The 24,037-nt window shown below is 42.6% G+C and carries 22 protein-coding genes; 19 read left to right on the forward strand and 3 right to left on the reverse strand.

Annotation, left to right across the window (positions count from 1 at the left end; all coding sequences use genetic code 11):
- Together FYJ84_RS11635 and FYJ84_RS11640 are read right to left on the reverse strand one after the other, a co-directional pair.
- The coding region (locus FYJ84_RS11635; protein ID WP_154407779.1) for an ATP-binding protein at positions 1 to 874 on the reverse strand (874 nt) is incomplete at its 3' end.
- A gap of 4 nt (positions 875 to 878) precedes the next feature.
- Entirely contained in the window at positions 879 to 1,118 is a 240-nt protein-coding gene (locus FYJ84_RS11640; RefSeq protein WP_154407780.1) for a hypothetical protein, read from the reverse strand.
- Between the two features lie 759 nt (positions 1,119 to 1,877).
- Here FYJ84_RS11640 and FYJ84_RS11645 point away from each other — a divergent pair.
- The 12 genes from FYJ84_RS11645 to FYJ84_RS11700 all read left to right on the forward strand — a co-directional run bounded on the left by FYJ84_RS11645 (position 1,878) and on the right by FYJ84_RS11700 (position 15,119).
- Positions 1,878 to 2,618: a polysaccharide biosynthesis/export family protein gene (locus tag FYJ84_RS11645; RefSeq protein ID WP_205764229.1), complete on the forward strand. Its 741-nt coding sequence runs from the start codon at positions 1,878 to 1,880 to the stop codon at positions 2,616 to 2,618.
- 165 nt (positions 2,619 to 2,783) lie between these two features.
- A complete protein-coding gene (locus FYJ84_RS11650; RefSeq protein WP_154407781.1) occupies positions 2,784 to 4,124 on the forward strand; it encodes a GumC family protein in 1,341 nt (446 codons plus the stop codon).
- 71 nt (positions 4,125 to 4,195) lie between these two features.
- Positions 4,196 to 4,600: a helix-turn-helix domain-containing protein gene (locus tag FYJ84_RS11655; RefSeq protein ID WP_154407782.1), complete on the forward strand. Its 405-nt coding sequence runs from the start codon at positions 4,196 to 4,198 to the stop codon at positions 4,598 to 4,600.
- Between the two features lie 89 nt (positions 4,601 to 4,689).
- Complete coding sequence (locus FYJ84_RS11660; RefSeq protein ID WP_154407783.1) at positions 4,690 to 6,501, forward strand: polysaccharide biosynthesis protein; 1,812 nt, start codon at positions 4,690 to 4,692, stop codon at positions 6,499 to 6,501.
- A 55-nt stretch (positions 6,502 to 6,556) separates the two neighbouring features.
- A complete protein-coding gene (locus tag FYJ84_RS11665; RefSeq protein WP_154407784.1) occupies positions 6,557 to 7,828 on the forward strand; it encodes a DegT/DnrJ/EryC1/StrS family aminotransferase in 1,272 nt (423 codons plus the stop codon).
- A gap of 19 nt (positions 7,829 to 7,847) precedes the next feature.
- Complete coding sequence (locus tag FYJ84_RS11670; RefSeq protein WP_205764230.1) at positions 7,848 to 8,270, forward strand: DapH/DapD/GlmU-related protein; 423 nt, start codon at positions 7,848 to 7,850, stop codon at positions 8,268 to 8,270.
- Positions 8,271 to 8,360: 90 nt separating this feature from the next.
- Entirely contained in the window at positions 8,361 to 9,059 is a 699-nt protein-coding gene (locus FYJ84_RS11675) for a sugar transferase (protein ID WP_154407785.1), read from the forward strand.
- A 2-nt stretch (positions 9,060 to 9,061) separates the two neighbouring features.
- On the forward strand, positions 9,062 to 10,282 hold the full coding sequence (locus FYJ84_RS11680; protein WP_154407786.1) for a glycosyltransferase family 4 protein: 1,221 nt from the start codon (positions 9,062 to 9,064) through the stop codon (positions 10,280 to 10,282).
- Positions 10,283 to 10,299: 17 nt separating this feature from the next.
- A complete protein-coding gene (locus tag FYJ84_RS11685; protein WP_205764231.1) occupies positions 10,300 to 11,616 on the forward strand; it encodes a nucleotide sugar dehydrogenase in 1,317 nt (438 codons plus the stop codon).
- 3 nt (positions 11,617 to 11,619) lie between these two features.
- Complete coding sequence (locus FYJ84_RS11690; protein ID WP_154407788.1) at positions 11,620 to 12,699, forward strand: Gfo/Idh/MocA family protein; 1,080 nt, start codon at positions 11,620 to 11,622, stop codon at positions 12,697 to 12,699.
- Positions 12,700 to 12,796: 97 nt separating this feature from the next.
- Positions 12,797 to 13,879: a non-hydrolyzing UDP-N-acetylglucosamine 2-epimerase gene (wecB, locus tag FYJ84_RS11695; RefSeq protein ID WP_154407789.1), complete on the forward strand. Its 1,083-nt coding sequence runs from the start codon at positions 12,797 to 12,799 to the stop codon at positions 13,877 to 13,879.
- Positions 13,880 to 13,952: 73 nt separating this feature from the next.
- Positions 13,953 to 15,119 (forward strand): O-antigen ligase family protein, encoded by a 1,167-nt coding sequence (locus FYJ84_RS11700; protein WP_154407790.1) that lies wholly within the window; start codon positions 13,953 to 13,955, stop codon positions 15,117 to 15,119.
- Positions 15,120 to 15,210: 91 nt separating this feature from the next.
- Here FYJ84_RS11700 and FYJ84_RS11705 read toward each other — a convergent pair whose 3' ends face one another.
- The gene (locus tag FYJ84_RS11705) at positions 15,211 to 16,056 is read right to left on the reverse strand and encodes an Rpn family recombination-promoting nuclease/putative transposase (protein WP_235901456.1); all 846 of its coding nucleotides are present in this window, start codon (positions 16,054 to 16,056) and stop codon (positions 15,211 to 15,213) included.
- A gap of 157 nt (positions 16,057 to 16,213) precedes the next feature.
- On the opposite strand from FYJ84_RS11705, the gene FYJ84_RS11710 reads away from it, so the two are divergent.
- From FYJ84_RS11710 to FYJ84_RS11740, 7 genes are all read left to right on the forward strand, one after another.
- Positions 16,214 to 17,311, forward strand: a complete 1,098-nt coding sequence (locus FYJ84_RS11710) for a DegT/DnrJ/EryC1/StrS family aminotransferase (RefSeq protein ID WP_154407792.1) — start codon at positions 16,214 to 16,216, stop codon at positions 17,309 to 17,311.
- Positions 17,312 to 17,660: 349 nt separating this feature from the next.
- Complete coding sequence (locus tag FYJ84_RS11715) at positions 17,661 to 18,611, forward strand: hypothetical protein (RefSeq protein WP_154407793.1); 951 nt, start codon at positions 17,661 to 17,663, stop codon at positions 18,609 to 18,611.
- A 71-nt stretch (positions 18,612 to 18,682) separates the two neighbouring features.
- A complete protein-coding gene (locus tag FYJ84_RS11720) occupies positions 18,683 to 20,005 on the forward strand; it encodes a lipopolysaccharide biosynthesis protein (RefSeq protein ID WP_154407794.1) in 1,323 nt (440 codons plus the stop codon).
- A gap of 7 nt (positions 20,006 to 20,012) precedes the next feature.
- Positions 20,013 to 20,585 carry a hypothetical protein gene (locus FYJ84_RS11725; protein ID WP_154407795.1) on the forward strand — a complete coding sequence of 191 codons (573 nt, stop codon included), beginning with the start codon at positions 20,013 to 20,015 and terminating at the stop codon, positions 20,583 to 20,585.
- 52 nt (positions 20,586 to 20,637) lie between these two features.
- Positions 20,638 to 21,588 carry a methionyl-tRNA formyltransferase gene (locus tag FYJ84_RS11730; RefSeq protein ID WP_154407796.1) on the forward strand — a complete coding sequence of 317 codons (951 nt, stop codon included), beginning with the start codon at positions 20,638 to 20,640 and terminating at the stop codon, positions 21,586 to 21,588.
- Between the two features lie 27 nt (positions 21,589 to 21,615).
- On the forward strand, positions 21,616 to 22,581 hold the full coding sequence (locus tag FYJ84_RS14910; RefSeq protein ID WP_205764232.1) for a GNAT family N-acetyltransferase: 966 nt from the start codon (positions 21,616 to 21,618) through the stop codon (positions 22,579 to 22,581).
- Positions 22,582 to 22,649: 68 nt separating this feature from the next.
- Positions 22,650 to 24,032 carry a polysaccharide deacetylase family protein gene (locus FYJ84_RS11740; RefSeq protein WP_154407797.1) on the forward strand — a complete coding sequence of 461 codons (1,383 nt, stop codon included), beginning with the start codon at positions 22,650 to 22,652 and terminating at the stop codon, positions 24,030 to 24,032.
- Positions 24,033 to 24,037 lie beyond the last annotated feature (5 nt).

Raw genomic sequence — 24,037 nt, forward strand, 5'->3', positions numbered from 1 at the left:
TGGCGCAGTTGTGCTCCAGCACCAGGCAGCGTTCCCGGAGCCGTTCCATGATGCGGCCCGGGTACAGCTTGGCAAGCCCGGCAGGGGACAGGTTGGTGGTGATGATGAGGGCTCTGCCGTTGGCATGACGCTGGAAGATAATCTGCTCCAGCTTGCTGCGGACGAAATCCGCGTGGTGTCCCTCTGCCCCCAGGTCATCCAGCACCAGTATAGGCACGCTGCACAGCTTCTGCATGGTGCGGCAGTATTCGTCCTTGTTGCTCTTTTCCAGCATTACCAGCCTGTCCAGCATGCTCATCACCAGCTCAAACCGTGCCTCGATGCCGTGGGCAAAGGCTTCCAGCATGATGCTGCAGGCAAAGGTGGTCTTCAGGGTGCCGCAGGGGCCGGTGAGAATCAGCCCGGTGCCAAGGTCGCAGCATTTTTCGATATTTTCCAGATAGCTGCATATCCGCATCCGGGGATATTCCAGTGCCTCCGGCAGCCCCTGCCGGATGATGTTCTCCATGGTGGCCGAATGAAACAATCTTGGTATGCCGGCCTCGGTGAGCCCCTGCTGGCACAGGAATTTCTTCTTGACCGCTTCCCGGTCACGCCGTGCCTGTTCCGCCATGGCAGCTTGCAGGTTTTTGGCATTTCGTTCTTCTACGGCATCATGCGGAGTTTTTACACCCAGCAGCTTGTTCAGCTCCCTGGTCTCCGCCTCCTGCTCCCGTTCCTGCTGGCGGCTGTGGATGTTCCTGCGGAGCCGGAGCAGGGCATCCCGTAGTTCCGGCGCCATTTCCTGCAGCCTGCGCACCTCATCCTGTGACAGTCCGTCATAGCTGCTGTCGGTATAGTTTTCGTGGTTAATAATGCAATTTTTTGTGTCCATGCTTTCATCCCCTCGTATTGTTTATATTGCTCTTGGTATCCTGTGCGGTTGTAGCCGTAATTAGGTAATGTGCCCTGCGGTTGGGGTGGGTGACTATCAGGCGGCATGCCTCAACCAGTATCTTCCGCAGCTGGCAGAACTGCCCGTGGGAAATGCCCATGTGGCGGAGAATATGGTGCTCCGCCAGCTCCCCCTGTCCCAGATCCCTGATAGCGTTCAGTAAATCATCGGGTGTGGCCTTCATAAAATCCCTCTCAATCTTTGTTTTTAATGTCTTTTAGTTTTTTACTTTTGCTTTGCCAATCCAGCTCAATCAGGTTGTAAAGGGGCTGGATTGTGCCTGTTTTTACGGAATTGACGTCAATCAATACCCGAAAAACGTTAAAATACTGCCGAAATATGAAATTTTGTTCAATGCCTATTTAAACCTCCTCAATTTTGCGAATATTTTTCATAACAGCAACAGATTGCATTTTACAGCGTATTGGCAAAAAAGTAAAGAGCAAAAACTAAAAAATATGCCAATTCGATAAAATTTGCGAAAAAAGTTTTCAAGAATAGCTGACAATATTTATATAAATTAATATATCAATATAAATATATATATTTATATATAATGGCGTACTATAACCGGCAGGGAAAATGCATATACGTACCCGGCATGAGCTGTGTTTCGGGTTTTAGGAGATTCTTTAACGATTTAGAGCGAATAGAGCAAATGGTAACTTCCGCAAGACATGAGGGCCCCCGAAAAATTTTAATTTTTTGGGGTTAAATGTCTTGCGGGGGGGGGCGTTTGTGATACTATAATGGACAAGATAGTTATCAAAATAACAAAACTTTATCTGTTGGAGCATAAATTTTTATTTTCAGGAGAAGCTAGCATCATCCAGCTGGATGGCGCAGGTCAGAACTGTGAAAATAGCAATGCGAAGATGATAACGTAAAATTTATACTGCCAAAAGGATATTGGTGAATAGCTTATAGAAAGTGGGTTTTGAACATGAAGAAAATCGCTGCTTTGACGGCAGGTATATTGCTGGGGATAAATCTGGGCTGCATCGTGCTGGCGGATGCCATGCCGAGGGCCAGTGCCAAGGTGGAAAATGCAGTGGAGTCGCTGGATGAGAGCATTTTCAAGGTGGCAAGGATGCGCCCTGAAAGGATGCTGGAGGAATACAGGCTGATGAAGTACGACACCATCAACATCATGGCCATAGGTTTTCCAAATGGCATCGGCGTTAATGATGTGACTGTGGGCGTGGATGGTATGGTCAGATTGCCTTATACCGGTAATCTCAAGCTGGTAGGGCTAACTTTGGATGAAGCAAGGGATTTGATACATGAGAAGCTCAGCAGATATTTCAAGCTGCCGGAGTTGAACGTCTACATGAAAAGCTATGGTCCCCGGAAGGTATATGTCATGGGCAATGTCAATGCACCGGGAATCAAGGAAATGGGCGTGGACAATATGAATGTCTATGCGGCTGTTTCTGCTGCCGGCGGTGTTGATAGGAAGGGGCGTTCCAAGCATGTTCAGCTGATACGGCAGATTGATGGCGTACTGTACTACCGGGAAATAAACCTTGATGCTTTTGTGAAGAAGCATGATATGAGTCAGAATATTGCCCTTGAGGATGGGGATATTGTTTATGTACCAGATTCCGGCAAGATAATATTCAGCGAGGATATTGCGCCTTATATCAATCTCTATGCTACCTATCGGACCATTGTCAGGGATTAAGAAAGGCCGGGACAGCGTTTTATGCACCGTTATACCTTTATTGTAGCTGGCTTGCCTTGAAAGGTTTGTATTGGAATAGGCTTGGGATTTGATGAGGATTTTATTAGGATTTTACTGGTTAGGACATAACGAGATTTTAGATTTCAGGAAGCTTAAGGAGATTTTATGAACAGGGAAGAAGATACCATAGATTTGGGCAGACTGCTGTCCATCATCGTTGCTAATAAGAAGGTGACAGGGGGCATCGTGGTTGTGTGCACCGTGCTGGCGATAGTCATTTCGCTGCTCCTGCCGAAGACATATACATCAAGTGTCATGGTGCAGACAGGCAGCAGCAAGTCTGCCATCAGCTCCGGTGCAGCGGCATTGGCGGCTATGACAGGTGCGGCTACCGGCAAGGCCGGGGAGTACATAGAAATCATGAAAACCCGTACTGTACTGGAGCCGATTATTGCCAGTGTCTATGATGATATGGATGCTGATGAACAGCCTACAGTGGAGAATTTTGCCAAGTCTAACCTGGATATAAAGAATACCAAGGGAACCAATCTCATCCAGCTGGATGCCAAGGGGCGTACCCCGGAGGAAGCCCATGAGATAGCCCAGGGGGTAGTGGACAACTTTCTGAAGCTGATGACGGATATGAACTACCAGAGCCAGTCACTGATGGTGAAGTTTCTGAACGAGCGCAGCGATGTGGCCCAGAAGGAAGCTGATGAGGCGGCACAGAAGCTTGAGGACTATAGCAAGGAGCACAAGGTCTATGTTCCTGATGAGCAGACCAAGGCCATGATGGAGCGCATGGCTGCCTATGACAAGACCATGGGTGAGTTGGCAGTACAGAGGCAGTCAGCCGGTGCCCGGTTTGCCAGTGTCAGCAGCCAGCTGGGGGAGCAGAATGCCAACGCTGTGAAGTACAGCATGGCGGATAACGATGTGGTAACAGCTCTCAGAAATAAGATTGTAGCCAAGGAAGTGGAGCTGGTGAAGCTCCGTCAGCTCTACACAGAGGAGCACCCTGATGTCATCAATGCAAAGAAGGAGCTGCAGTCCATGCAGCAGAATGTGGCAGATGAGGTGGCAGCAGCAGTTGCCGCAGAAATTGTGCCGGTAAGCAGTACCCAGGGCAGCCTGGTTGCTGAACGTTATCAGGCAGCTACTGCCATGGCTGTGGCACAGGCAGCGGAAGCTGCTGTCAGGGAGCAGCAGTCGAAGGTGGACAGCGATATGGAAAAGCTGGCTGATGATTCCCTGGGATACATGAAGCTGGCAAGGGATGCGGAAATCAAGCAGCAGGTTCACGCGGAGCTGGTCAAGCAGGCTGAGTCAGCCAAAATCCAGCAGGCCGTGGAATCCATGGATATCCAGGTGGTGGATCCTGCCTCTATGCCGAGGGAGGATAAGCCATCCGGCCCTAGGAAAAAGCTGATTGCAGCTATCGGCTTTGTGATTGGCTGCATGATTTCCCTTGGGTATAGCCTTGTGCTGTACAAGAGGGAAGGGTAAGAGAATTGGTTTAGGACTGACAGGGTTGTTAACAAGGGAAATTTAGATTAACAGGAGCGTGGGGATAGATCATGACGAGATTTAGGGAGCTGCGCTTGCAGAAAGGATATACCCAGGAAGCCTTTAGAAAGATTTACAATGAAAGGTATAACAGGAACTATACATCGGCGGCTATATCCATGATAGAGCATGGGAAAAGGATGCCGGAGCTGGGGGCGCTGATAGATTTTGCAGATTTTTATGATGTGAGTCTTGATTATTTGCTGGGCAGGGATATGGCAGGCAATCAGGACCGCCAGATTTACAGGCAGCTGCGGGATATTATGGAGCGGCTGCACAGCATAAAGGTGGATGAAGGCAAGTCCGAGCTGCCTGTGGTGAAGGAGGATATTGAGATGCTGGGATGCCTCCTGCAGCAGTCGGCTGTGCTGGCAAAGCGTGTGGAGCTGGAGGATAATGCCTGGTACAGGTTTTAGCTGATGTGTGGTGATAGAGATTACTGGTTAGATTATTTTAGAGAAAACGGGTGGAGAGATTGCCTTTAATTTATACGTTGAGAGAAAAAATGAGATTTCTGTTGCTGGACGGGGCGTTGCTTGCCCTGATGCCGGTGCTTGCGCTGATGATACGTTTTGAGGGCGCATTGCCGGACAGGGAATTGGCAATTCTGCTGGGGTGGCTGCCCTGGTTCGTGGCGATCAGCATGGTGGTGTTTTATGCCTATGGCATGTATCATCGCATTTGGCATTATGCCAGGGTGCGGGATTTGGTGGCGATTATCGGAGCAGTATCCCTATCCGTTGCCATTGTCTTTGTGCTGGATATTTTCACCGGCACGAGGATTCCCCGGAGTATTTATGTCCTGTCCTGGATGCTGTCTATCGGCAGTGTGGGCATGAGCCGTCTGGCCTTCAAAATCAACTGGGATAATCTCTCAGATGGCTTGGATGGCGGTATTCAGAAGAAGCAGGTGCTGATAGTGGGAGCCGGTGATGCTGGTGCTATGATGATGCGTGAAATTGAGCAGAATGATGCCGCCACTATGAATATTGTCGGTTTTATTGATGATGATATGCGCAAGCAGGGGAGCCGCCTGTCAGGTTTTCCAGTGCTGGGGACGAGTGATGATATAGTGGCTGTCAGCAAGGAAAAGTGCGTTGATGAGATCATCATTGCCATGCCGTCCGTATCGGGCAGTGTTATCCGCAAGTTAGCCGATACCTGCCGACTGACTGGCTGTCAGGTGAAGATCATGCCAAGTCTTCTGGAGATGACAGATGAACACATCAATGTCAGGAAGCTGAGAAATATAAATATTGAAGACCTGTTGCGGCGGGATCCTATTCATTTGGATTTTGAAAAGATTACCAGCTATATTGCAGGAAAAACCGTGCTGATAACCGGGGCCGGTGGCTCCATCGGTTCGGAAATCTCCCGGCAGATAAGCCGTGTAGGAGCTAAGGAGATTATCCTGCTGGGCCGTGGCGAGAACAGTATTTATGAGATTTATCAGGAGCTGAAGGTGAAGTTTCCTGACCAGCTTTATAGGACAGTAATCGCCAATATTACTGATGCACAGCGCATGGAGGAAGTCTTTGCCAGGTACCAGCCTCAGGTGGTGTTCCATGCAGCTGCCCACAAGCATGTGCCCCTGATGGAGATTCAGCCTGCCGAGGCAGTGCGCAACAATGTTTTTGGCACCAGGAATGTGGCTGAGCTGGCAGACAGGTTCAGCAGTGAGATTTTTGTGCTGATTTCCACTGACAAGGCAGTAAACCCTACCAGCGTCATGGGGGCTACCAAACGCTGTGCGGAGCTGGTGCTGCAGGAGATCAACCAGCACAGCAGCACGAAGTTTGTGACTGTGCGCTTTGGCAATGTGCTGGGGAGCCGGGGCAGTGTGGTGCCGCTCTTTGAAAGGCAGATTGCGGCAGGGGGGCCTGTGACCATCACCCATCCTGAGATGACACGCTTCTTTATGACGATTCCTGAGGCGGTGCAGCTGGTACTGCAGGCTGGCAGCCAGGCAGAGGGGGGCGAGGTGTTCCTATTTGACATGGGCAAGCCGGTGAAGATAAAGGACATGGCATATGATTTAATTCAGCTGCATGGCCTGAAGCCTGACAAGGATATCAAGCTGGTCTATACAGGTCTTCGTCCCGGGGAGAAGCTCTACGAGGAGCTGCTGACCAGCGAGGAAGGAACCACTAGTACCAGGCATGAGAAGATTTTCAAGGCCAGGATAAATCCGCTGGATGCTAAAGAGCTGAGCAGGGATTTGAGGATTTTGGCTGAAAGCCGTGACACATTGACGATTTTAAAGACTATCAAGCGAATGATACCTACTTATAAGAGTAAGCAGCTGGAGGATAGTTGATTGATGCACTATATGGGATAGAAATGATTAGTGCTCAATATGGGAGATAAAGTTTATGTATATTGAAGAACAACATGAATGTACACCTTTTGCAAACAAAATATGGCTCAGTAGCCCGACTATGCACGGCCCGGAGCTGGAGTATATCAGGAAAGCCTATGAGACAAACTGGATGTCTACTGTGGGTGAGAATATCAACGAAGTAGAGAGGATGGTCTGTGAAGCGCTTGGCTGTAAGTATGCGGTTGCTTTGTCTGCCGGTACTGCTGCTATACACATGGCAGTGAAGCTGGCAGGTATAAAGTCGGGTGAAAAGGTATTTTGCTCTGATATGACTTTTGCAGCCACTGTCAATCCTGTGCTGTATGAAGGCGGTGTTCCTGTTTTTATTGATACGGAATATGACACATGGAATATGGATGCTGTCGCTCTGGAAAAGGCTTTTGAATTGCATCCAGATGTAAGGCTGGTGGTACTGGCACATCTTTATGGCACACCTGCCCAAATGGACGAAATCAGGGAAATCTGTAACAGGCATCAGGCCATTATTATTGAGGATGCTGCAGAGGCTATGGGAGCCACCTATAAGGGGAAGCAGGCGGGTACATTTGGCAGTTTTAATATTGTATCCTTCAATGGCAATAAGATTATTACCGGCTCATCAGGCGGTATGCTGTTGACTGACAGCAGGGAAGCAGCGGAGAAGGTGCGTAAGTGGTCAACCCAGTCCCGGGAAGCAGCTCCATGGTATCAGCATGAGGAAGTTGGTTATAACTATCGCATGAGCAATGTAATTGCCGGTGTGGTGCGTGGCCAGATGGAATATCTAGATGAGCATATCACTCTAAAAAAGGCTATTTATGAGAGGTATAGAGATGGTTTTTCAGGTTTACCGGTGCAGATGAATCCTTATAATGCGGAGGTATGTGAACCAAATTTCTGGCTTAGCTGCCTGATCATTGATGAAGCTGCTATGTGCAGGCAGGTAAGGGGAGAGAATGAGCCGTTATACATCAAGGAACATGGCAAAAGCTGCCCTACGGAAATATTGGAGACATTGGCAAGGTATAACGTGGAAGGGCGTCCTATCTGGAAGCCTATGCACATGCAGCCAAAATTCCGCATGAATGAATTTATCACCCGTGAGGGGAGTGGCAGAGGGAAGACTAATGCCTATATCAGTGGCGGTGTTCTTGGCAAGGATGGCAAGCCACTTGATGTGGGGATGGATATATTCAACAGAGGCTTGTGCCTGCCTAGTGACAATAAGATGAGCGTGGCAGATCAGGATAGGATTATTGAGATCATACGCAGTTGCTTTGAGTGATGCTGGGAATGAATAGTTTATGAAAATTTTAAAATATATGTATGAAAAATATACTGGCAAAAAGGCACCATATTATTATTCATATTCATTAGTAACAATATTGATGAAACCAATTAGAAAGTTTGTGGTTCAAGTAATTGCACCTAATTGTCCATTTAATAATCTTAGGGTGTCTATATATCGCTTGTGTGGTTTCAAAATAGGCAAGAACACTTTTATTGGCATGAAATGCTATTTAGATGATATGTGCTATGACTTAATTGAAATAGGTAATAATGTGGTTATAAGTTATGGTGTATATTTTGCCTGTCATGGTAAAAATCAAGGTCATTTCCCTATTGTTATTGAGGATAATGCGTATATAGGTATGCGTGCTATAATAATAACAAAACACAAATTCGGGGGGGGGCAAAAACGATTATTGGCAAAAATGCTGTTGTAGGTTCTTGTGCATTGGTTAATTTAGATGTGCCATCTGGAAGTGTGGCAGTTGGCATTCCGTGCAGAATTATAAAGAAATGAGATATTTAGTATGTATCAATACTTTTTAAAAAGAGTTTTTGATGTTTTATCCTCAGGCTTGGCATTGATATTTTTGTCACCCATTTTGTTGTACATTGCTTGTCTGGTAAAGAAAAGGCTCGGTTCGCCGGTGTTATTTACCCAGGTCAGACCGGGCAAGGATAATAAGCTTTTCAAGATGTATAAGTTTCGTTCCATGACTGATGAACGTGATTCAAATGGTAAATTACTGCCGGATGACGAACGTTTGACAGCGTTCGGGAAAAGGTTAAGAGAATCTTCACTGGATGAATTGCCTGAACTTATAAATATTTTTAAGGGAGATATGAGTGTTGTAGGTCCTAGGCCTCAGCTGGTCAGGGATATGGTATTTTTTTCTGATGCGGAAATGCAGAGGCAGAGTGTTTTGCCGGGGCTTACCGGCTTGGCACAGATAAACGGCAGAAATAACATCAGCTGGGAAGACAAATTTAAATACGATTTGCAGTATATAAAAAATATTTCTTTTTTTGAGGATATGAGGATTATATATCGCACCGTGTTTAAGGTTGCTCGTCAGGATGATATTAATACTGATGGTATGGAGACGGCAGAGGATTATGGTGATTACCTGCTGAGAACAGGTAAAATTAAACCTTATGTATATGCTAAAAAACAGAGTATCGCCAATAAGTTATTAGAACAATATTGTGAGATTTCCAGGAGATAAAGATGAACATATTATTGATAAATCACTATGCAGGTTCTGACAAATATGGGATGGAATATCGTCCCTATTATTTGGCGAGGGAATGGGTGAAGCTGGGACACAATGTAACCATAGTGGGAGCGAGCTTTTCTCATTTGAGAAATAAGCAGCCAGCTTGCAGAGAAGAAATTGTAGATGGTATACACTATGTATGGCTTCCAACCAATTCCTATAAAGGAAATGGGATAGGCCGTATATTAAATATGGGGCTGTTTGTTTTGCAGCTATTCATTAGACAAAACTACATATTATCTGATTTTGTTCCAGATGTGGTGATTGCTTCTTCCACATATCCTTTGGAGATTTTCCCAGAAAAATTAATCGCGGCTAAGTATAAAGCAAAGCTTGTATATGAAGTACATGATATCTGGCCGCTTAGTCCCATGGAAATAGGTAAAATGTCTGCTCAGCATCCGTTTATCAGGATTATGCAGACAGCAGAGGATTATGCTTGCAGGCATGTGGATAAAATAATATCACTTTTGCCCAAGGCAGAGGAACATTATTTGGAGCATGGGCTTGCCAAGGGAAAATTTTTCTGCGTGCCAAATGGCGTTGTGATAGCTGAAAATAAAAGCAAGGTGCAGGCTGCTAGTGAGAGTTCCGAGGAATGCTTGCGGCAAATGGATAACTGGCGCAGGGATAACTACAGGATTGTCATCTTTGCAGGCAGTCATGGCAAAGCAAATGCCTTGGATGTGCTTTTGTCAGCAGCGAAATATGTACAGTCAAGAACAAAAATCGTCTTGCTGGGAGATGGGCCGGAAAAGGAGGCGTTACAAGAAAAGGCCACGAATTGGGGCTTAAAAAATGTAAGCTTTTTTCCACGAGTTCCCAAGCATGAGGTGCCATTATATTTGGAAAAAGCTGATGTTGCTTATATAGGATGGTTATCTAGAGATTTATACAGATTTGGTATAAGCCCTAACAAAATTATGGACTATATGCTGGCTAAAAAAGCTATCATTCAGTCCATTGACGCCGGTAATGATATTGTACGCGAAGCCGCTTGCGGTATTTCTGTGCCAGCAGGAGATGAAAATAAAGTTGCAGAAGCAATTGATAAAATGGCTGCTATGCCACTGGAAAAATTGGCTGAGCTGGGTAAAAACGGCTATAGGTATGTAACCCAAAATCATGATTACCGTGTATTGGCGGAGAAATTCATATCATACATCAGGTAAGACAAAGGAGCTAAATGATGAATAAGGATGCATTGAAGAAAAAGATTGAAAGCTATGAAATAACCTGCGGTGTTGTAGGACTTGGCTATGTGGGCTTGCCACTGGCAGTAGAAAAGGCAAAAGCCGGGTACAGGACAATTGGCTTTGATGTGCAGGCTGAAAAGGTGGCCATGGTGAACGAAGGTCATAACTATATCGGTGATGTAGTGGACAATGATTTGCTGCAGCTGGTCAAGGATGGCAGGTTGTCTGCCACATCGGATTTTTCCTTTGTAAAGGATGTGGATTTTATTGCTATCTGCGTGCCGACACCGCTGGATGAGCATCAGCAGCCGGATATCAGCTATGTACGGGATAGTGCCAGGGCGATTGCTAAGTATCTGACTAAAGACACTATTGTGGTGCTGGAATCCACCACATATCCGGGAACTACGGAGGAGCTTCTGAAGCCGATTTTGGAGGACGGCTCCGGGCTGAAATGCGGTGAGGATTTTTATCTGGGCTTTTCCCCTGAGAGGGTTGACCCAGGCAATCTGATTTACAAGACGAAAAATACACCGAAGGTTGTAGGCGGTATAGGTAAGGATGCTACCGAGGTAATTGCCTATATGTATCGTCACATTTTACAGAGTGATATTCATGAGGTATCTTCACCGGCTGTGGCCGAGATGGAAAAAATCCTTGAGAATACATATCGCAATGTCAATATCGGCCTCGTCAATGAGATGACCATGCTCTGCCATAAGATGGGCATCAGCATGTGGGAGGTTGTGGATGCTGCCAAGACAAAGCCGTATGGCTTTCAGGCGTTTTATCCTGGACCGGGGCTGGGAGGCCATTGCATTCCGCTGGACCCGTATTATTTGTCCTGGAAGGCAAGGGAATACAGCTTCCATACATCTATGATTGAGTCCTCCGGCATGATTAATGACAGGATGCCTGAATACACTGTTGACCGCTGCGGAGCAGTGCTGAACCGGCATAAAAAGGCGATTAATGGTGCCAAGGTCTTGATTCTCGGTGTTGCATATAAGCAGGATATTGATGATTATCGGGAGAGTCCGGCATTGCGGGTGATTGAGGAGTTTAAAAAGCGCGGTGCCCTGGTATCTTATTTTGATCCGTGGGTGGCAAAGTACAAATACAAGGGCGAGATGCATCAGGGGTTGCCTGAGCTTAATGCAGACGATATTGAAACTGCTGACATTGTGGTTATTACCACAGCTCACAGCAACGTGGATTATGAGTTTGTGCAGGAGCATGCCAAGGCTATTTTTGATACAAAAAATGTGATGAAGAATGTTACCAAGCGTGGGAATGTAGAGGTCTTGTAAATTATGAAATATGCATTAATCGGCTGTGGCAGGATTGCCACCAATCATATTAAAGCTGTTCTGAACAATAAGCTGGAGCTGGTAGCTGTCTGTGATGTGCTGCCGGAAAAAATGGAAGCACTTTTGGCAAAGCACGGTCTGGAAAATAATGAAGCTATTCTTCGCTATACGGATTATAAGCAGATGGTAGAGGAGCATCCGGAAATCCAGCTGATAAGCATTGCTACGGAAAGCGGGCTTCATGCGGAGATTGCTTTGTACTGCATTGACCATAATATTAATCTGATTATTGAAAAGCCTATGGCAATGAGCATGACTGATGCAGAGGAGATTATCCGCAGGGCGGAAGCGCAGCATGTGAAGGTTTCTGCATGTCATCAGAACAGGTTTAATATTGCTGTGCAGAAACTACGAAAAGCGGTGGAGTCAGGCAGGTTCGGTAAGCTGTCTCACGGCAGCATCCATGTGCGCTGGAACCGCAACAAGGATTATTATACCCAGGCACCGTGGCGCGGCACATGGGCGCAGGATGGTGGTGCCTTGATGAATCAGTGCATTCACGGCATTGATTTGCTCCGCTGGATGATGGGCAGCGAGGTCGTGTCCGTGTATGGGCAGACGCGCCGTCAGCTGCACAACTATCTGGAGGCTGAGGATTTGGGCATGGCGGTGGTGACCTTCAAAAATGGTGCTGTGGCTACTATCGAAGGAACTACCAATGTTTATCCGCAAAATCTGGAAGAAACTCTGTATGTATTTGGCGAGTTTGGCACTGTAAAACTGGGAGGCAAGTCCACCAACAATATTGATGTATGGGATTTTGCTGATGAAACTGATGCGGACAAGGAAAATAAGGGCTTGGAGGAAGCTGCCAGCAATGTATATGGCAACGGGCATACCAGCCTTTTTGCGGATGTGGTCGAGGCCATTGAGCAGGATCGTCAGCCTTATGTAGATGCCAAGGCTGGGCGCGATGCACTGGAAATGGTGCTGGCGATTTACAAGTCAGCAGCAGAGGGCAAAGCGGTTAATTTGCCGCTTTCGGATGTAGCTTCGGTGGATTTTGCAGGGCGTTTTGATTGATAATTAAGTATTTTTTCATGCAATAGCGGATAGTGGGTAGTAGTGGGGAGTAGTGGGTAGTGGATAGTAGTGGTGGGTAGTGAGGAGTAAGGCAGATATGAAGGTTGTTACTGTAGTTGGTGCAAGGCCGCAATTTATCAAGGCGGCGGTGGTATCTCATGTCCTGCGCCGGAAGCATCAGGAGATTTTGGTTCATACAGGGCAGCATTTTGATTACAACATGAGCGAAAAGTTTTTTGAGGAGCTGGATATTCCCAAGCCTGACTACAATCTTGGTATTTCCGGCGGTACTCATGCTGAGATGACAGGCAGAATGATGATGGCCATTGAAAAGGTTTTGCTGGCTGAAAAGCCTGATTGCCTGCTGGTTTATGGCGATACAAATTCTACCTTGGCGGCAGCTCTTGCAGCAGCCAAGCTGCATATACCTGTGTGCCATGTGGAAGCAGGTGCCAGGACACATAGCTGTACCAATCCAGAAGAATTGAACAGGATTTGCACAGACCATATTTCCAGCCTGCTGTTGGCAAGCACTGCCAGTGGCATGGAGGAAATGGAGAAGGAAAACCTTGGGGAACGTGCCGTGCTGGTGGGTGATCCCATGTATGACGCTTTTGTTATATATAGCCGGAAATATAAGCCTGGTGATATTTCCTTGAGGCTTCTGTCAGGCGGTGAGAGTAGCATACCTGATGCGTTTTATTATTTGACATGCCATAGGGAAGAAAATACCGGCCGTGATGCAGATTTGCAGGAAATTTTCAAGGCCATGGAGCAGCTGGATGCACCTGTTGTTTATCCTGTCCATCCGCGCAATCAGGAAAGAGCCAAAAGATTAGCTGCTGAAATGCAGCTGAAAAACATTGTTTTGGCAGAGCCGGTAGGATATCTGGAGAGTGCCTGCATGGTACTCAATGCCAAGAAAATTGTTACTGATTCCGGCGGCTTGCAGCGTGAGGCATTTTTTGCAGGCAAGAAATGTGTAACGATACTGCCATTTGTTGTCTGGCCGGAGACTATGGCAGGCAATAGGAACAATCTGGCTTCGCCTGATGCTGAGGATATATTGGCAAAGCTGGCATTGGAGCAGGTGGTGGAGAGTGATTATCTGCCATTTGGTGATGGACATGCGGCTGAGAAGATTGTGGATGCGTTGGATGAGATGGCAGAAAATCGTTAATGTTGTGATAGTGATTATGAAGATATTTTAGGTATAAGAAATAGTATTATGATGAATATGAGGAAGTTATATAATGCTCAATATAGACGTATCCAGATGTAATGCTTGGATTTTAGCACTTTTTTTCTTTTCTCAGGGATTATTTATATATGTGTCAGCTGGAGAGGAAAACCATCTCAGATTTATTCTGATAAGCATTATATGTTTATTATCCTTGCTTATTAACGGAATAAAATTTACAAAAAAGATATTAATATTTTTTATTGTATATTTAGGAATAATCTTGCTAAAGTTTTTTATGGATTCGGAAGGCTTGTTAGATGATGAAACTGTTTCTGCTATACGTTATTTAGTGGAAGGATGCCTGATTTGTTATTTAAGTACGCAAGATTTTTCATTAAAAAGATTGTTTAGGGTGTTTCGTTTATTAGCAATGATAGTATGTTTTGAGGCATGCATGATAGTAAGTAACGAAAGCCTATTTCTTTATTATAGCATGAAACAGGGATGGTATATGAGTTTTGGGTATACGCTTATGCCTGCGGTCAATGTTTTATTTTATGGAATATTTACGCAAGGATTAAAATCAAGGCTTATAGATGCCATTGTATATGTTCCTTCAGTGGTATTGATGTGTTTTTATGGTAACCGCGGTGCTATATTGGGGCATGTGATTCTGATAATTACGTTGGTAATATTGTGGTCATCAAGAAAGTCTCTGGCGTGCAAGATATCAATTTTTGCGGCTTTAGTGTCTATACCATCTGTTGTATATTATTACTTGGATGACATATTTTATAATCTTTTTATATTTTTTGAAGGTGCTACACCTTATTCTATTAGTAAATATATGTCATTGTTTTATGGTGGAGAGGAAAACTTTTCTTCTGGCAGAGATGATATTTACATATATGTTTTAGATGCTGTGGCGGAGCATCCTTTTTTGGGGAACTATATAGGATATCTTCATTGGAAGACAAGTTATGCTCATAATATCTTTTTGGAGGTAATGGGAAATTATGGTATTCCTGTGTTTGTAATTTTCCTTATTTTTTTGCTCTATGTGTTTTACGATGTGTTGCAAAACAGTACTTATTTTAATAAGCAATGTTTTTTGGTACTTGCTAGTTGCTTTATAGCCCGTGGAATGTTGAGCGAAGGTCATTTTTTTGATAATTTTTTGATGTTAATCTTTGGGTTGTATTTGTCTGGGAAGTTTACAGAAAGAAATTGTACCTAATATTGTAATTTATATCAATAGGCATAGGTGAATGTACGCAAAAAACAGCCGCATTTCTGCGGCTGTGGAGATGATTGTTAAGTTCTTTACGTTACAGCAATGCCAGATATCTACTGTGTTGTGCTTTATCTATGCACAGAGCTTCCATTGCCTCTGTAGCTGAAAAATGTTTTGTTTTCATAAGATTTTTTATGTGCTGTAAAATAGCTTTACGTTCACCTCTACGTTCACCTCTACGTTCGCCTCTGCGTTCACCTACGCGCACGCCTTCATCAAATCGTTTGGCAGAGTATTCTTCTACGATATTGCACATTTTGGTTACCTCCTCATCCGTTGATTTCAAGTATTTCATCCTGTCAGATAATAGTTTGGAGTGCATTTTATCCGCATCAGGCTGCTTGAAGTCCTGCATCAATCTGCCTAGCGGACTATCATCAGTATTCTCGCCATTGACATAGATAATATGGGCTTTGTCGCAAAATTGCCTGCCGACTTCCATGATACATCTTTCTATATGATATATCGGCAGTCCATAGCCAAGTACATCATTGGCTGTAATGAAAATGACATAAGTCTCTGGAAGTTTGTCAAAGCCATCGCCAGCGTTCAGCTTTCGGAAGTCCAGCATGTCACTGTTGTATCTGGCTCTCTTAGGTTCTGCACCATCATTGGCATTCTGCACTTCAAAGTTGTATTCGCGTCCGTACTGGTCTGTTGCAAATACGTCAAAGCGAACACTGCGCCCATAAAGATTGGGAACACAATGTTGAGTTTGAATTCGCCTAACCTTTAAATCAGTTTTGTTCATGATGATATTGAGAATGTACTCCATTGCATCAAAATTTTCATTCATGAAACTGTTAAAGAACACATCATCCATGAGTGTCATTTGCTGAATCTTTTCGACCAATTCCAGCCAGCGGGGATTCTTGAGCATAATATTCAAATCATTCACCACCTAACGCCTTTTTATTTTATTATACCACAAAACAAAACACATGTCCAATGGTTTTGTGGTAATAATGCCGGTAGCGGCAAAAATCATAACATGCACAAATATGCAAATTATTGCGAAGTAAAGGAGAGTAAAAATTATGATACCATTTATAGACTTAGCAACTCAGCAAGAGAAAATCAAGCTTGATTTGGACAGGCGTATAGCGAATGTACTCGCTCATGGCAAGTATATTCTGGGGCCGGAGGTTAAAGAGCTGGAGGAGCTATTGGCTGATTATGTGGGAGTGAAGCACTGTATTGCCTGTGCCAATGGCACGGATGCCCTGCTGATTGCCTTGATGGGGTTGGGCATAGGTCGCGGTGATGAAGTTATTACCACTGCATTTACTTATGTGGCAACTGGTGAGGTCATTGCCAGGCTGGGAGCAACTCCGGTTTTTGTAGATATTGATGAGATGACGTATAACTTGGATCCTGCAAGGATAGAGGCGGCAATTACTGATAAGACAAAGGCGATTATGCCGGTGAGCCTCTATGGCCAGTGTGCTGATTTTGATGCTATCAATGCTGTGGCAGAAAAATATAATCTGCCTGTTGTTGAGGATGGAGCACAGAGCTTCGGTGCTACTTATAAGGGACGCCGCTCCTGCGGCTTGTCTACCATCGGTTGCACCAGCTTTTTCCCTACTAAGCCGCTGGGGTGCTATGGCGATGGTGGTGCGGTTTTTACCAATGATGATGAGCTGGCAAAGGCGATGGACATGATTCACAAGCATGGTCAGGACCGGCGGTATCACCATGTGCGTATGGGGCTGAACAGCCGTCTTGATACCTTGCAGGCAGCGGTGCTTCTGGCAAAGCTGGAAATCTTTGCTGACGAGGTCAGGCTGCGTGGTGAGATTGGTGCAAGGTACAGTGAAATGCTGGGAAATGTGCCGGGGATAATCGTGCCTTATATAGAGCCGCATAATACATCAGTATATGCACAGTATACGGTACGGGTGCAGGATAGGGAGGCCGTGCAGGAAAAATTGAAGGAAGCTGGTATACCTACTGCGGTGCATTATCCTATTCCACTGAATCAGCAGCCGATGTTTGATTATCTGCAGCAGGGAACCGGCAGTGTGCCTATTGCTGAAAAGGTGGCCAAGGAAGTTATGAGCCTGCCTATGAGTGCCTGGGTGAAGGATGAGGATATACGGGCTGTGGTTGAGAGCTTGTCTGCAAGGATATAACAAGGATATAAGAGATGTTATTTAATTCATTTATTTTTATCTTGCTTTTTTTGCCAGCCACTTATTTTACCTGGCTGTTTATAACTAGATGTGATAGACGGCTGGGGAAAGTTGCGTTGATATGTGCATCTTTAACTTTTTATGCATACTGGAATGTCCATTATGTGTGGCTGCTGCTGTTGTCTGTGGTGTTTAATTATTTGCTACATTGCCAATTGAGTCTGAGAGCCAGGGACAGGCTATCCAGGTGGCTGGTGTGCATGGGAATATCTGTTAAATAATATTTTTTCTGCCTATGTTCTTTGCCGTAATACTGCCAGCGATAAATGTGTGGCGGGTAGATGTAAATATGCAGTGGAATCATCCTTTTCATCCAGATGGGTATTACATTGGTTTTAATGAGCGGCGGCAGAAAACAAATTACTTGGCTTCTCATGCGCCTTTACCTATAGATACGTTGTTTTTGGGCAGTAGCAGAACCACTTATATAGATCCCGCCTGGACAGGTACGGACTATGGGTTTAATTATGGTGTGAGCAGCGGCAATTATAAGGATTATGAAAAGTATTTAAATTTTGCTCAGAGCTGTTCATCTAAAGAGATAAAGAATGTGTGGCTTGAGCTGTCTTTTTTTCAGCCCTTAGATGCTGGCAATGAAAAATTGGATAATGCAGATGACTGCATAAATGCTGCTGGAAGGCTGGATAGCAAATTTACCAATATTTTTAGCCATGATGCAATAGAATTAACACGCAAATCAGTGTTGCCATTAAATACTGATGAAATTGAAAGGCTTGTTGATGCATATAGGGTGCAAGGTGGAGATTTGCAGTCATATCGTGTGAAAGACAAGTTTTATGTTAATGATGAGGAAAAAAGTTCAGAAATTGCACGTCAATTAAAGGTTTATGATGATATGAAATTTTTTTGTCAATCCTATGATGAGAAATGTGCAATTCGATTAAAAAAACTGGCTTCGTCATTAGCAGGAAAGAATGTTGTCGTATATATGCCTCCTGTGACTACAGCATATCTGAACCAGGAGGCACGCTATGGACAGCTAAAGAACCATGAACGTTTTTTGCGTGAGGCAGTAGCTGCTTTTGGAGAGGTGTGGGATTTTGCGTATCCAAATGAGATTACAAATAATGAAGATAACTTTCAGGATGCGCATCATGCTAAAATAGTTACTTTAGAAAAAATGATTACTATTATAAGAAATAGCACGCCGGAAGACAAATATAAATATTTAGTAAATAAACATAATCTGGATGATCATATTTATAGGTTTTATAAATGAAAGAAAATGGATAGTTCATGCATTGTGAAAATCACTAGATAACTCATTTAAGCAATTAGGATAGTATTTATTTGGGCAAGTTGGGATATGTGGTTAAAGTGTTAGGATTCATAAAAAAACTAATTTTAAATGCATTAGCAGATACTAATTTTGTAAAGAGCTTTACCAAACTGATTTGTGGTACAGCGGGAGCGCAGGTGTTTACTGTAGTTACATTGCCTTTTTTAACGCATATGTATTCAGTAGAAAGCTTTGGCTTGCAGGCTGTATATGTCTCTATTACAGGGATACTTATCGTAATGGCATCCGGAAGATATGAATTAGCTATTTTATTGCCAGAAAAGGATGAGGATGCCTTTAGCCTAGTAGTGATGTCAATATTTTTATCAGTATTAGTATGCTTTGTTGCTGAAACGATAGTCATATTTTTTTCAAATAGCATAAATTTTGCCCTTAATGTCAGCGGTATTGTTGAGTGGCTGTATTTTATGCCATTCACAATTATAGCAGGTCTTTCGTATAATGTCGGCTGTATTTGGCTGAACAGAATGAAAGCGTATAATATTATGCCAATGACGGGAATAATAAATAGTGTGGGGAATTTTTGTGCATCATATAGTTACGGTTATATATATGATGCAGAGGCTAAAGGATTGCTGCTTAATACGATAGTAGGCCCATTATTAGGCGCAGGAGGCATATTTTGGTATTGCTGGAAAAAAGGCTGGCTTCCTCGTGGTATATCAATTGATTTGATAAAAAAACAAGCTGTACGGTATAAAAATTTTCCCCAGTTTTTGGTTGTAGGACATATGATAAATGTATTTTCTTTGCAACTACCAGTATTTTTGTTGCAAAGCTTGGCAGGTCAGCAGGTTGTAGGCTATTTTGCCATGGTGCAGAAATTTATGGTTATTCCTAGTTCATTAATCGGTTCAGCTATTGGTAATGTTTTTATGCGTGAGGCAAGTGAAGAATGGCGCATGTCACATATATGCTGGGGCATTTATAAAAAAACATGTATCTTGTTGACCGGCATAGGAATCATTGTTTTTCCTATTATATTTGTAGCAGCGCCTGATGTGTTACCGTATTTTTTAGGTGAAAAGTGGCGTATGTCAGGAGAATACATACGATATTTATGCCCTATGTTTTTCATGTCATTTATTGCAAGTCCTTTAAGCAGTATGTTTGCTGTTGCAGAAAAGCTTAAATGGGATTTAATTATACAAGTGGTGCGTTGTGCGATGATTTATGGCGGCATGATGGCTGTATTTAGTATTAGTCAGACAGGCGATGGAGCTGTCATAGGTTATGGTTTGGCGTTTTTTGTTTTTCATTTTTGGAATATGCTGATTACAATGAAATGGGCAAGGGGTGAGTCATATTTTTAAGGGAATTATGCAAAGAATCAAACGCAGAATCTATACATATGATGAAGTGGGTATCTATCATGCTCATAGTGTGCAGTGCGTTGATGATAAAAAGGATATAAAAATCTGTCATGTAAATTATGACAATATAAATGATGCATTATCATTTCAATCAAAACAATATATAAAATGCTTCAAAGAGTTTTTGGATAATGGAGATATCGGATATTATGCTTATCTTGGCGGTGAATGTGTGCATAGAACATGGACCAAGTCTAATGGTGTTGCTGCTATACATGCTTTTTATACTATTCCATTGTCTTCCAATCAGATTTTTATACATTGGTGTGAAACCGCAAGTAGTGCAAGAGGTCATGGTATATATCCCAAGGTATTACACAGAGTTTGTAATGAACATCCCAGTGATGAGATATTAATTGCCGTAAATGAAAACAATTTAGCGTCAAGACGTGGTGTTGAAAAAGCAGGTTTTATTATTAAGGAGCGAATAAAAGTGTTAGTCGTTTTGGGAATAAAGCATATTAAGGTAGAAAATATAATACCTAATGTCCACTCGGGGGGGGCAAGGGCAACGAGATAATCTATTGTGGTGTATTGTTTGTGCCCCAGCGTAGCTATGTGGAGGTTGCTGCATGAACAAAAAACTCCGCATAGTTATAATTACCATGGGGCTGTCCTGTATTGTAAAGCCTTTGGTAGAATCACAGGATGAAGTGGTTGGGATTGTAGAATGTGCTCCTCGCAATGGAGTCAAGGCTGGATTGCTACGAGAATTTTTGGATTTTATCAAAAATATTATAAAGTGGCATATGAATTTGAAAGGATATGCTAAACAAAAACGAATACCTTATATGCTTTTAGATAAAAATAATCATAACAATGTTTCGGAGATGATCAAGGGCTTAAATCCAGATTTGATAGTGGTTTTTTCTATGTCGCAGTTATTAAGGGAAAATATTTTCTCCATTCCTAGATTGGGAACAATTAATTTACATCCATCACTTCTACCGGCTTACAGAGGTCCTGATCCTACTATCTGGCAGTATGCTGATCTGATGCTGCATCCTGGTGTCACAGTACATTATATAGATGAAGGTGAGGATACCGGAGATGTTTTAGCTCAATCTGTTTGTGAGATTTCACTTGGCGAACCTTTGGAAAGATACAATCAAATCCTGCAATCTCATGGGGTTGTTTTGCTGAGGAATGTTATAGCGCAGCTGCGTGCAGGAAAAGCAAAGGGCAAAAAGCAAAGCCGGGAAAGCAGTACACCTCGGTCGAGACTTTTGAAACAAGGTGAGTCCAGGTGTTTTATTCAGTGGAAGCTTTGGTCTGTAAAAAGAATATGGCATATTTTACATGGATTGAATACACATTATGATTTCTTGGTGCCACCGAAATTTACAGCTTTGGGTATGTCTTGGCGGATAGGTGATTGGGAGGAATGTAAAGAGAATCACATACCAGAAGATATTTATATAGAGAATGGAAAACGGTATATTGCGTGTAAAGATGGCCGTATAAGGTTATATATGAGGTTTTCCTTACGGAAATTATTACGCAATTTGCGTAAGCTTTTTTAGATAGTGTATCAAAGGTAGGAGTTTATTGTGGATAATAAAGAAAAATATAGGCAATTATGCAAAAAAGAAACATCAATACCAATTTTTTCTAGAGACTGGTGGTTGGATGCGACTGCTGGTGAAGATAATTGGGATGTTGTTCTTGTAGAAAAAGGTGGAGAAATATTTGCCTCTATGCCGTATATGGTTACTAAAAGGTATATATTTACATATCTGTGCCAGCCAATTTTGACACAAAAATTGGGACCGTGGATAAAATATCCGCCAGGGCAGAAGTATGATAGAAAACTTGGGTATGAAAATGAAATATTAAAGACTTTAATAGAAAAGCTCCCAAAGGCAGATATTTTTTCGGCTTGTTTTGATTACAGTATTACGAATTGGCTGCCATTTTATTGGCAAGGTTTTGAGGAAACCACACTGTATACATATGTTATTGAGGATTTAAGTGATATTGAAAAGATATTTAAAGAAATGGCATCTGATATGCGCAAGAATATTCGCAAAGCAGAAAAAAGTGTGATAGTGAAAGAGTGTTTGGATATTGAGCTAGCATATTCACTTGCCCAAATGACATTTGATCGTCAAAATATGAAGATTCCATATACATTAGATTTGTTTAAGCAAATCAGTGAGGCATGTTTTGCTCATAATGCTGGAAAAATCTTTATAGCAGAGGATTCTGATGGAAATCAGCATGGTATGAGTTTTATGGTGTATGACGAAAATTGTGCTTATTATTTAATCGGAGGAGGAAACCCGGAATATCGTAATAGTGCTGCCCAGGATTTGCTTATATGGCATATGATAAAAGAAGCAGCTAAACTTACTAAAAAATTTGATTTTGAAGGTACTATGCTGCCTATGGTTAATAAGACATTTAGAAGTTTCGGGACTATTCAGAAATCATACCATTCGCTACAAAAAATCTATACAAAAAAATATAAAATATCTAAGCTATCGCAAAAGTTTTTGCAAGCATTGATGGAATAAATATGTTTTAGAGATGTTAAATCTATTTGAGAATATGCAAATTTTGCTGAAAAATCTGTGGAGGAAGAATGATGGTAGTTATTCATACAAAAAACAATCATATTAAGGATAGAGAATATATATATGATGTTGTATTTAGTTATTTTTGGGGACTTGAATATGAGATTGTGTATGAAGAACGTGACAACCTTGCCCTTGAGGTAGAAGGCAATTACTTTTTTATAGATGACAGTTTCTTCCAAATGGATGAAAGTATTTGGTTAAAAGAGGAATCTTTGCCTAAGCAACCATTACAAAAGATTGAATTACCAGATGCTCTAAAAGATGCTGCAGTAGAAAAAATTTTGCCAGTAATTTATGGCAGGCAAGGCATCAAAGATATTTTTTCAGAAGATGGCAAGATGTGTTTCTTGGATATTTTTGGCTCGGCATTTTTTATGTTGACACGGTATGAGGAAGTTGTAAAAGATGATAAAGATGAGTATGACAGATTTCCAGCAAAAGCATCTCTTGCGTATCAAGAGGGATTTTTGGAACGTCCTATTATAAATGAGTATTTGGAAATTTTATGGCAATGGCTAAAGAGGTTTATTCCACAAATTCCAAGAAGCAGCAGAACGTTTAATGTGATGGCAACTCATGATATTGATAATCCATTTTATTCTTTATGTTTAAATGGCTTGCAAAAACTTAAAACATTAGCTGGGGATTTAATAAAGCGGCATGATATATGTTTGTTTAAAAGAAAGTTTATATCATTTGTGGATGAGAAGCATGATGTTTTTGATAATGATTTATTAAATACCTTTGAGCTAATAATGGATTTAAGTGACAAATATGGTATAAAAAGTAATTTTTATTTTATGACAGCCATGCATCGGAGTAAAATTGATGGCAATTATGATATTTTCTATAATCCGGTAGTAAAAATAATAAAAAACATCATTGCTAGAGGGCACTATATTGGGATTCATCCAGGTTATGGAAGTTATAACAATATAAATTTAGTACGAGATGATACAGATAAATTGCGTCAGATGTTAGAAGCAGAGTCTTTGCAAATAGAAAAATTTGGTGGCAGGCAACATTATTTATCGTGGCGTGCACCAATAACGTGGAAGGCATATGAAGAAGCTAATCTAGAATATGATGCTACTTTAAGTTATGCGGAGCATATAGGATTTCGTTGCGGCATATGCTATGAGTATCCTGTATATAACGTTATCACTCAGGAAAGATATAAATTAAAAGAATATCCGTTAGAAATTATGGATTGTACCTTGTGGTATGATGATTTAATGAATTTGCCAATGTATGATATGTTGCCGCGTTGTACAGTATTGAAGGAACATTGTCGTAAATATGACGGAACTTTCGTTGTACTTTGGCATAATAGCAGTTTTGTAGAAAAATGGCATGTGGAATTGTATAAACAGCTATTGGAATTTTAACTTTT

Origin of the sequence: Anaerovibrio slackiae, from assembly GCF_009695585.1 — a bacterium.
Taxonomy (GTDB): Bacteria; Bacillota; Negativicutes; order Selenomonadales; family Selenomonadaceae; genus Anaerovibrio; species Anaerovibrio slackiae.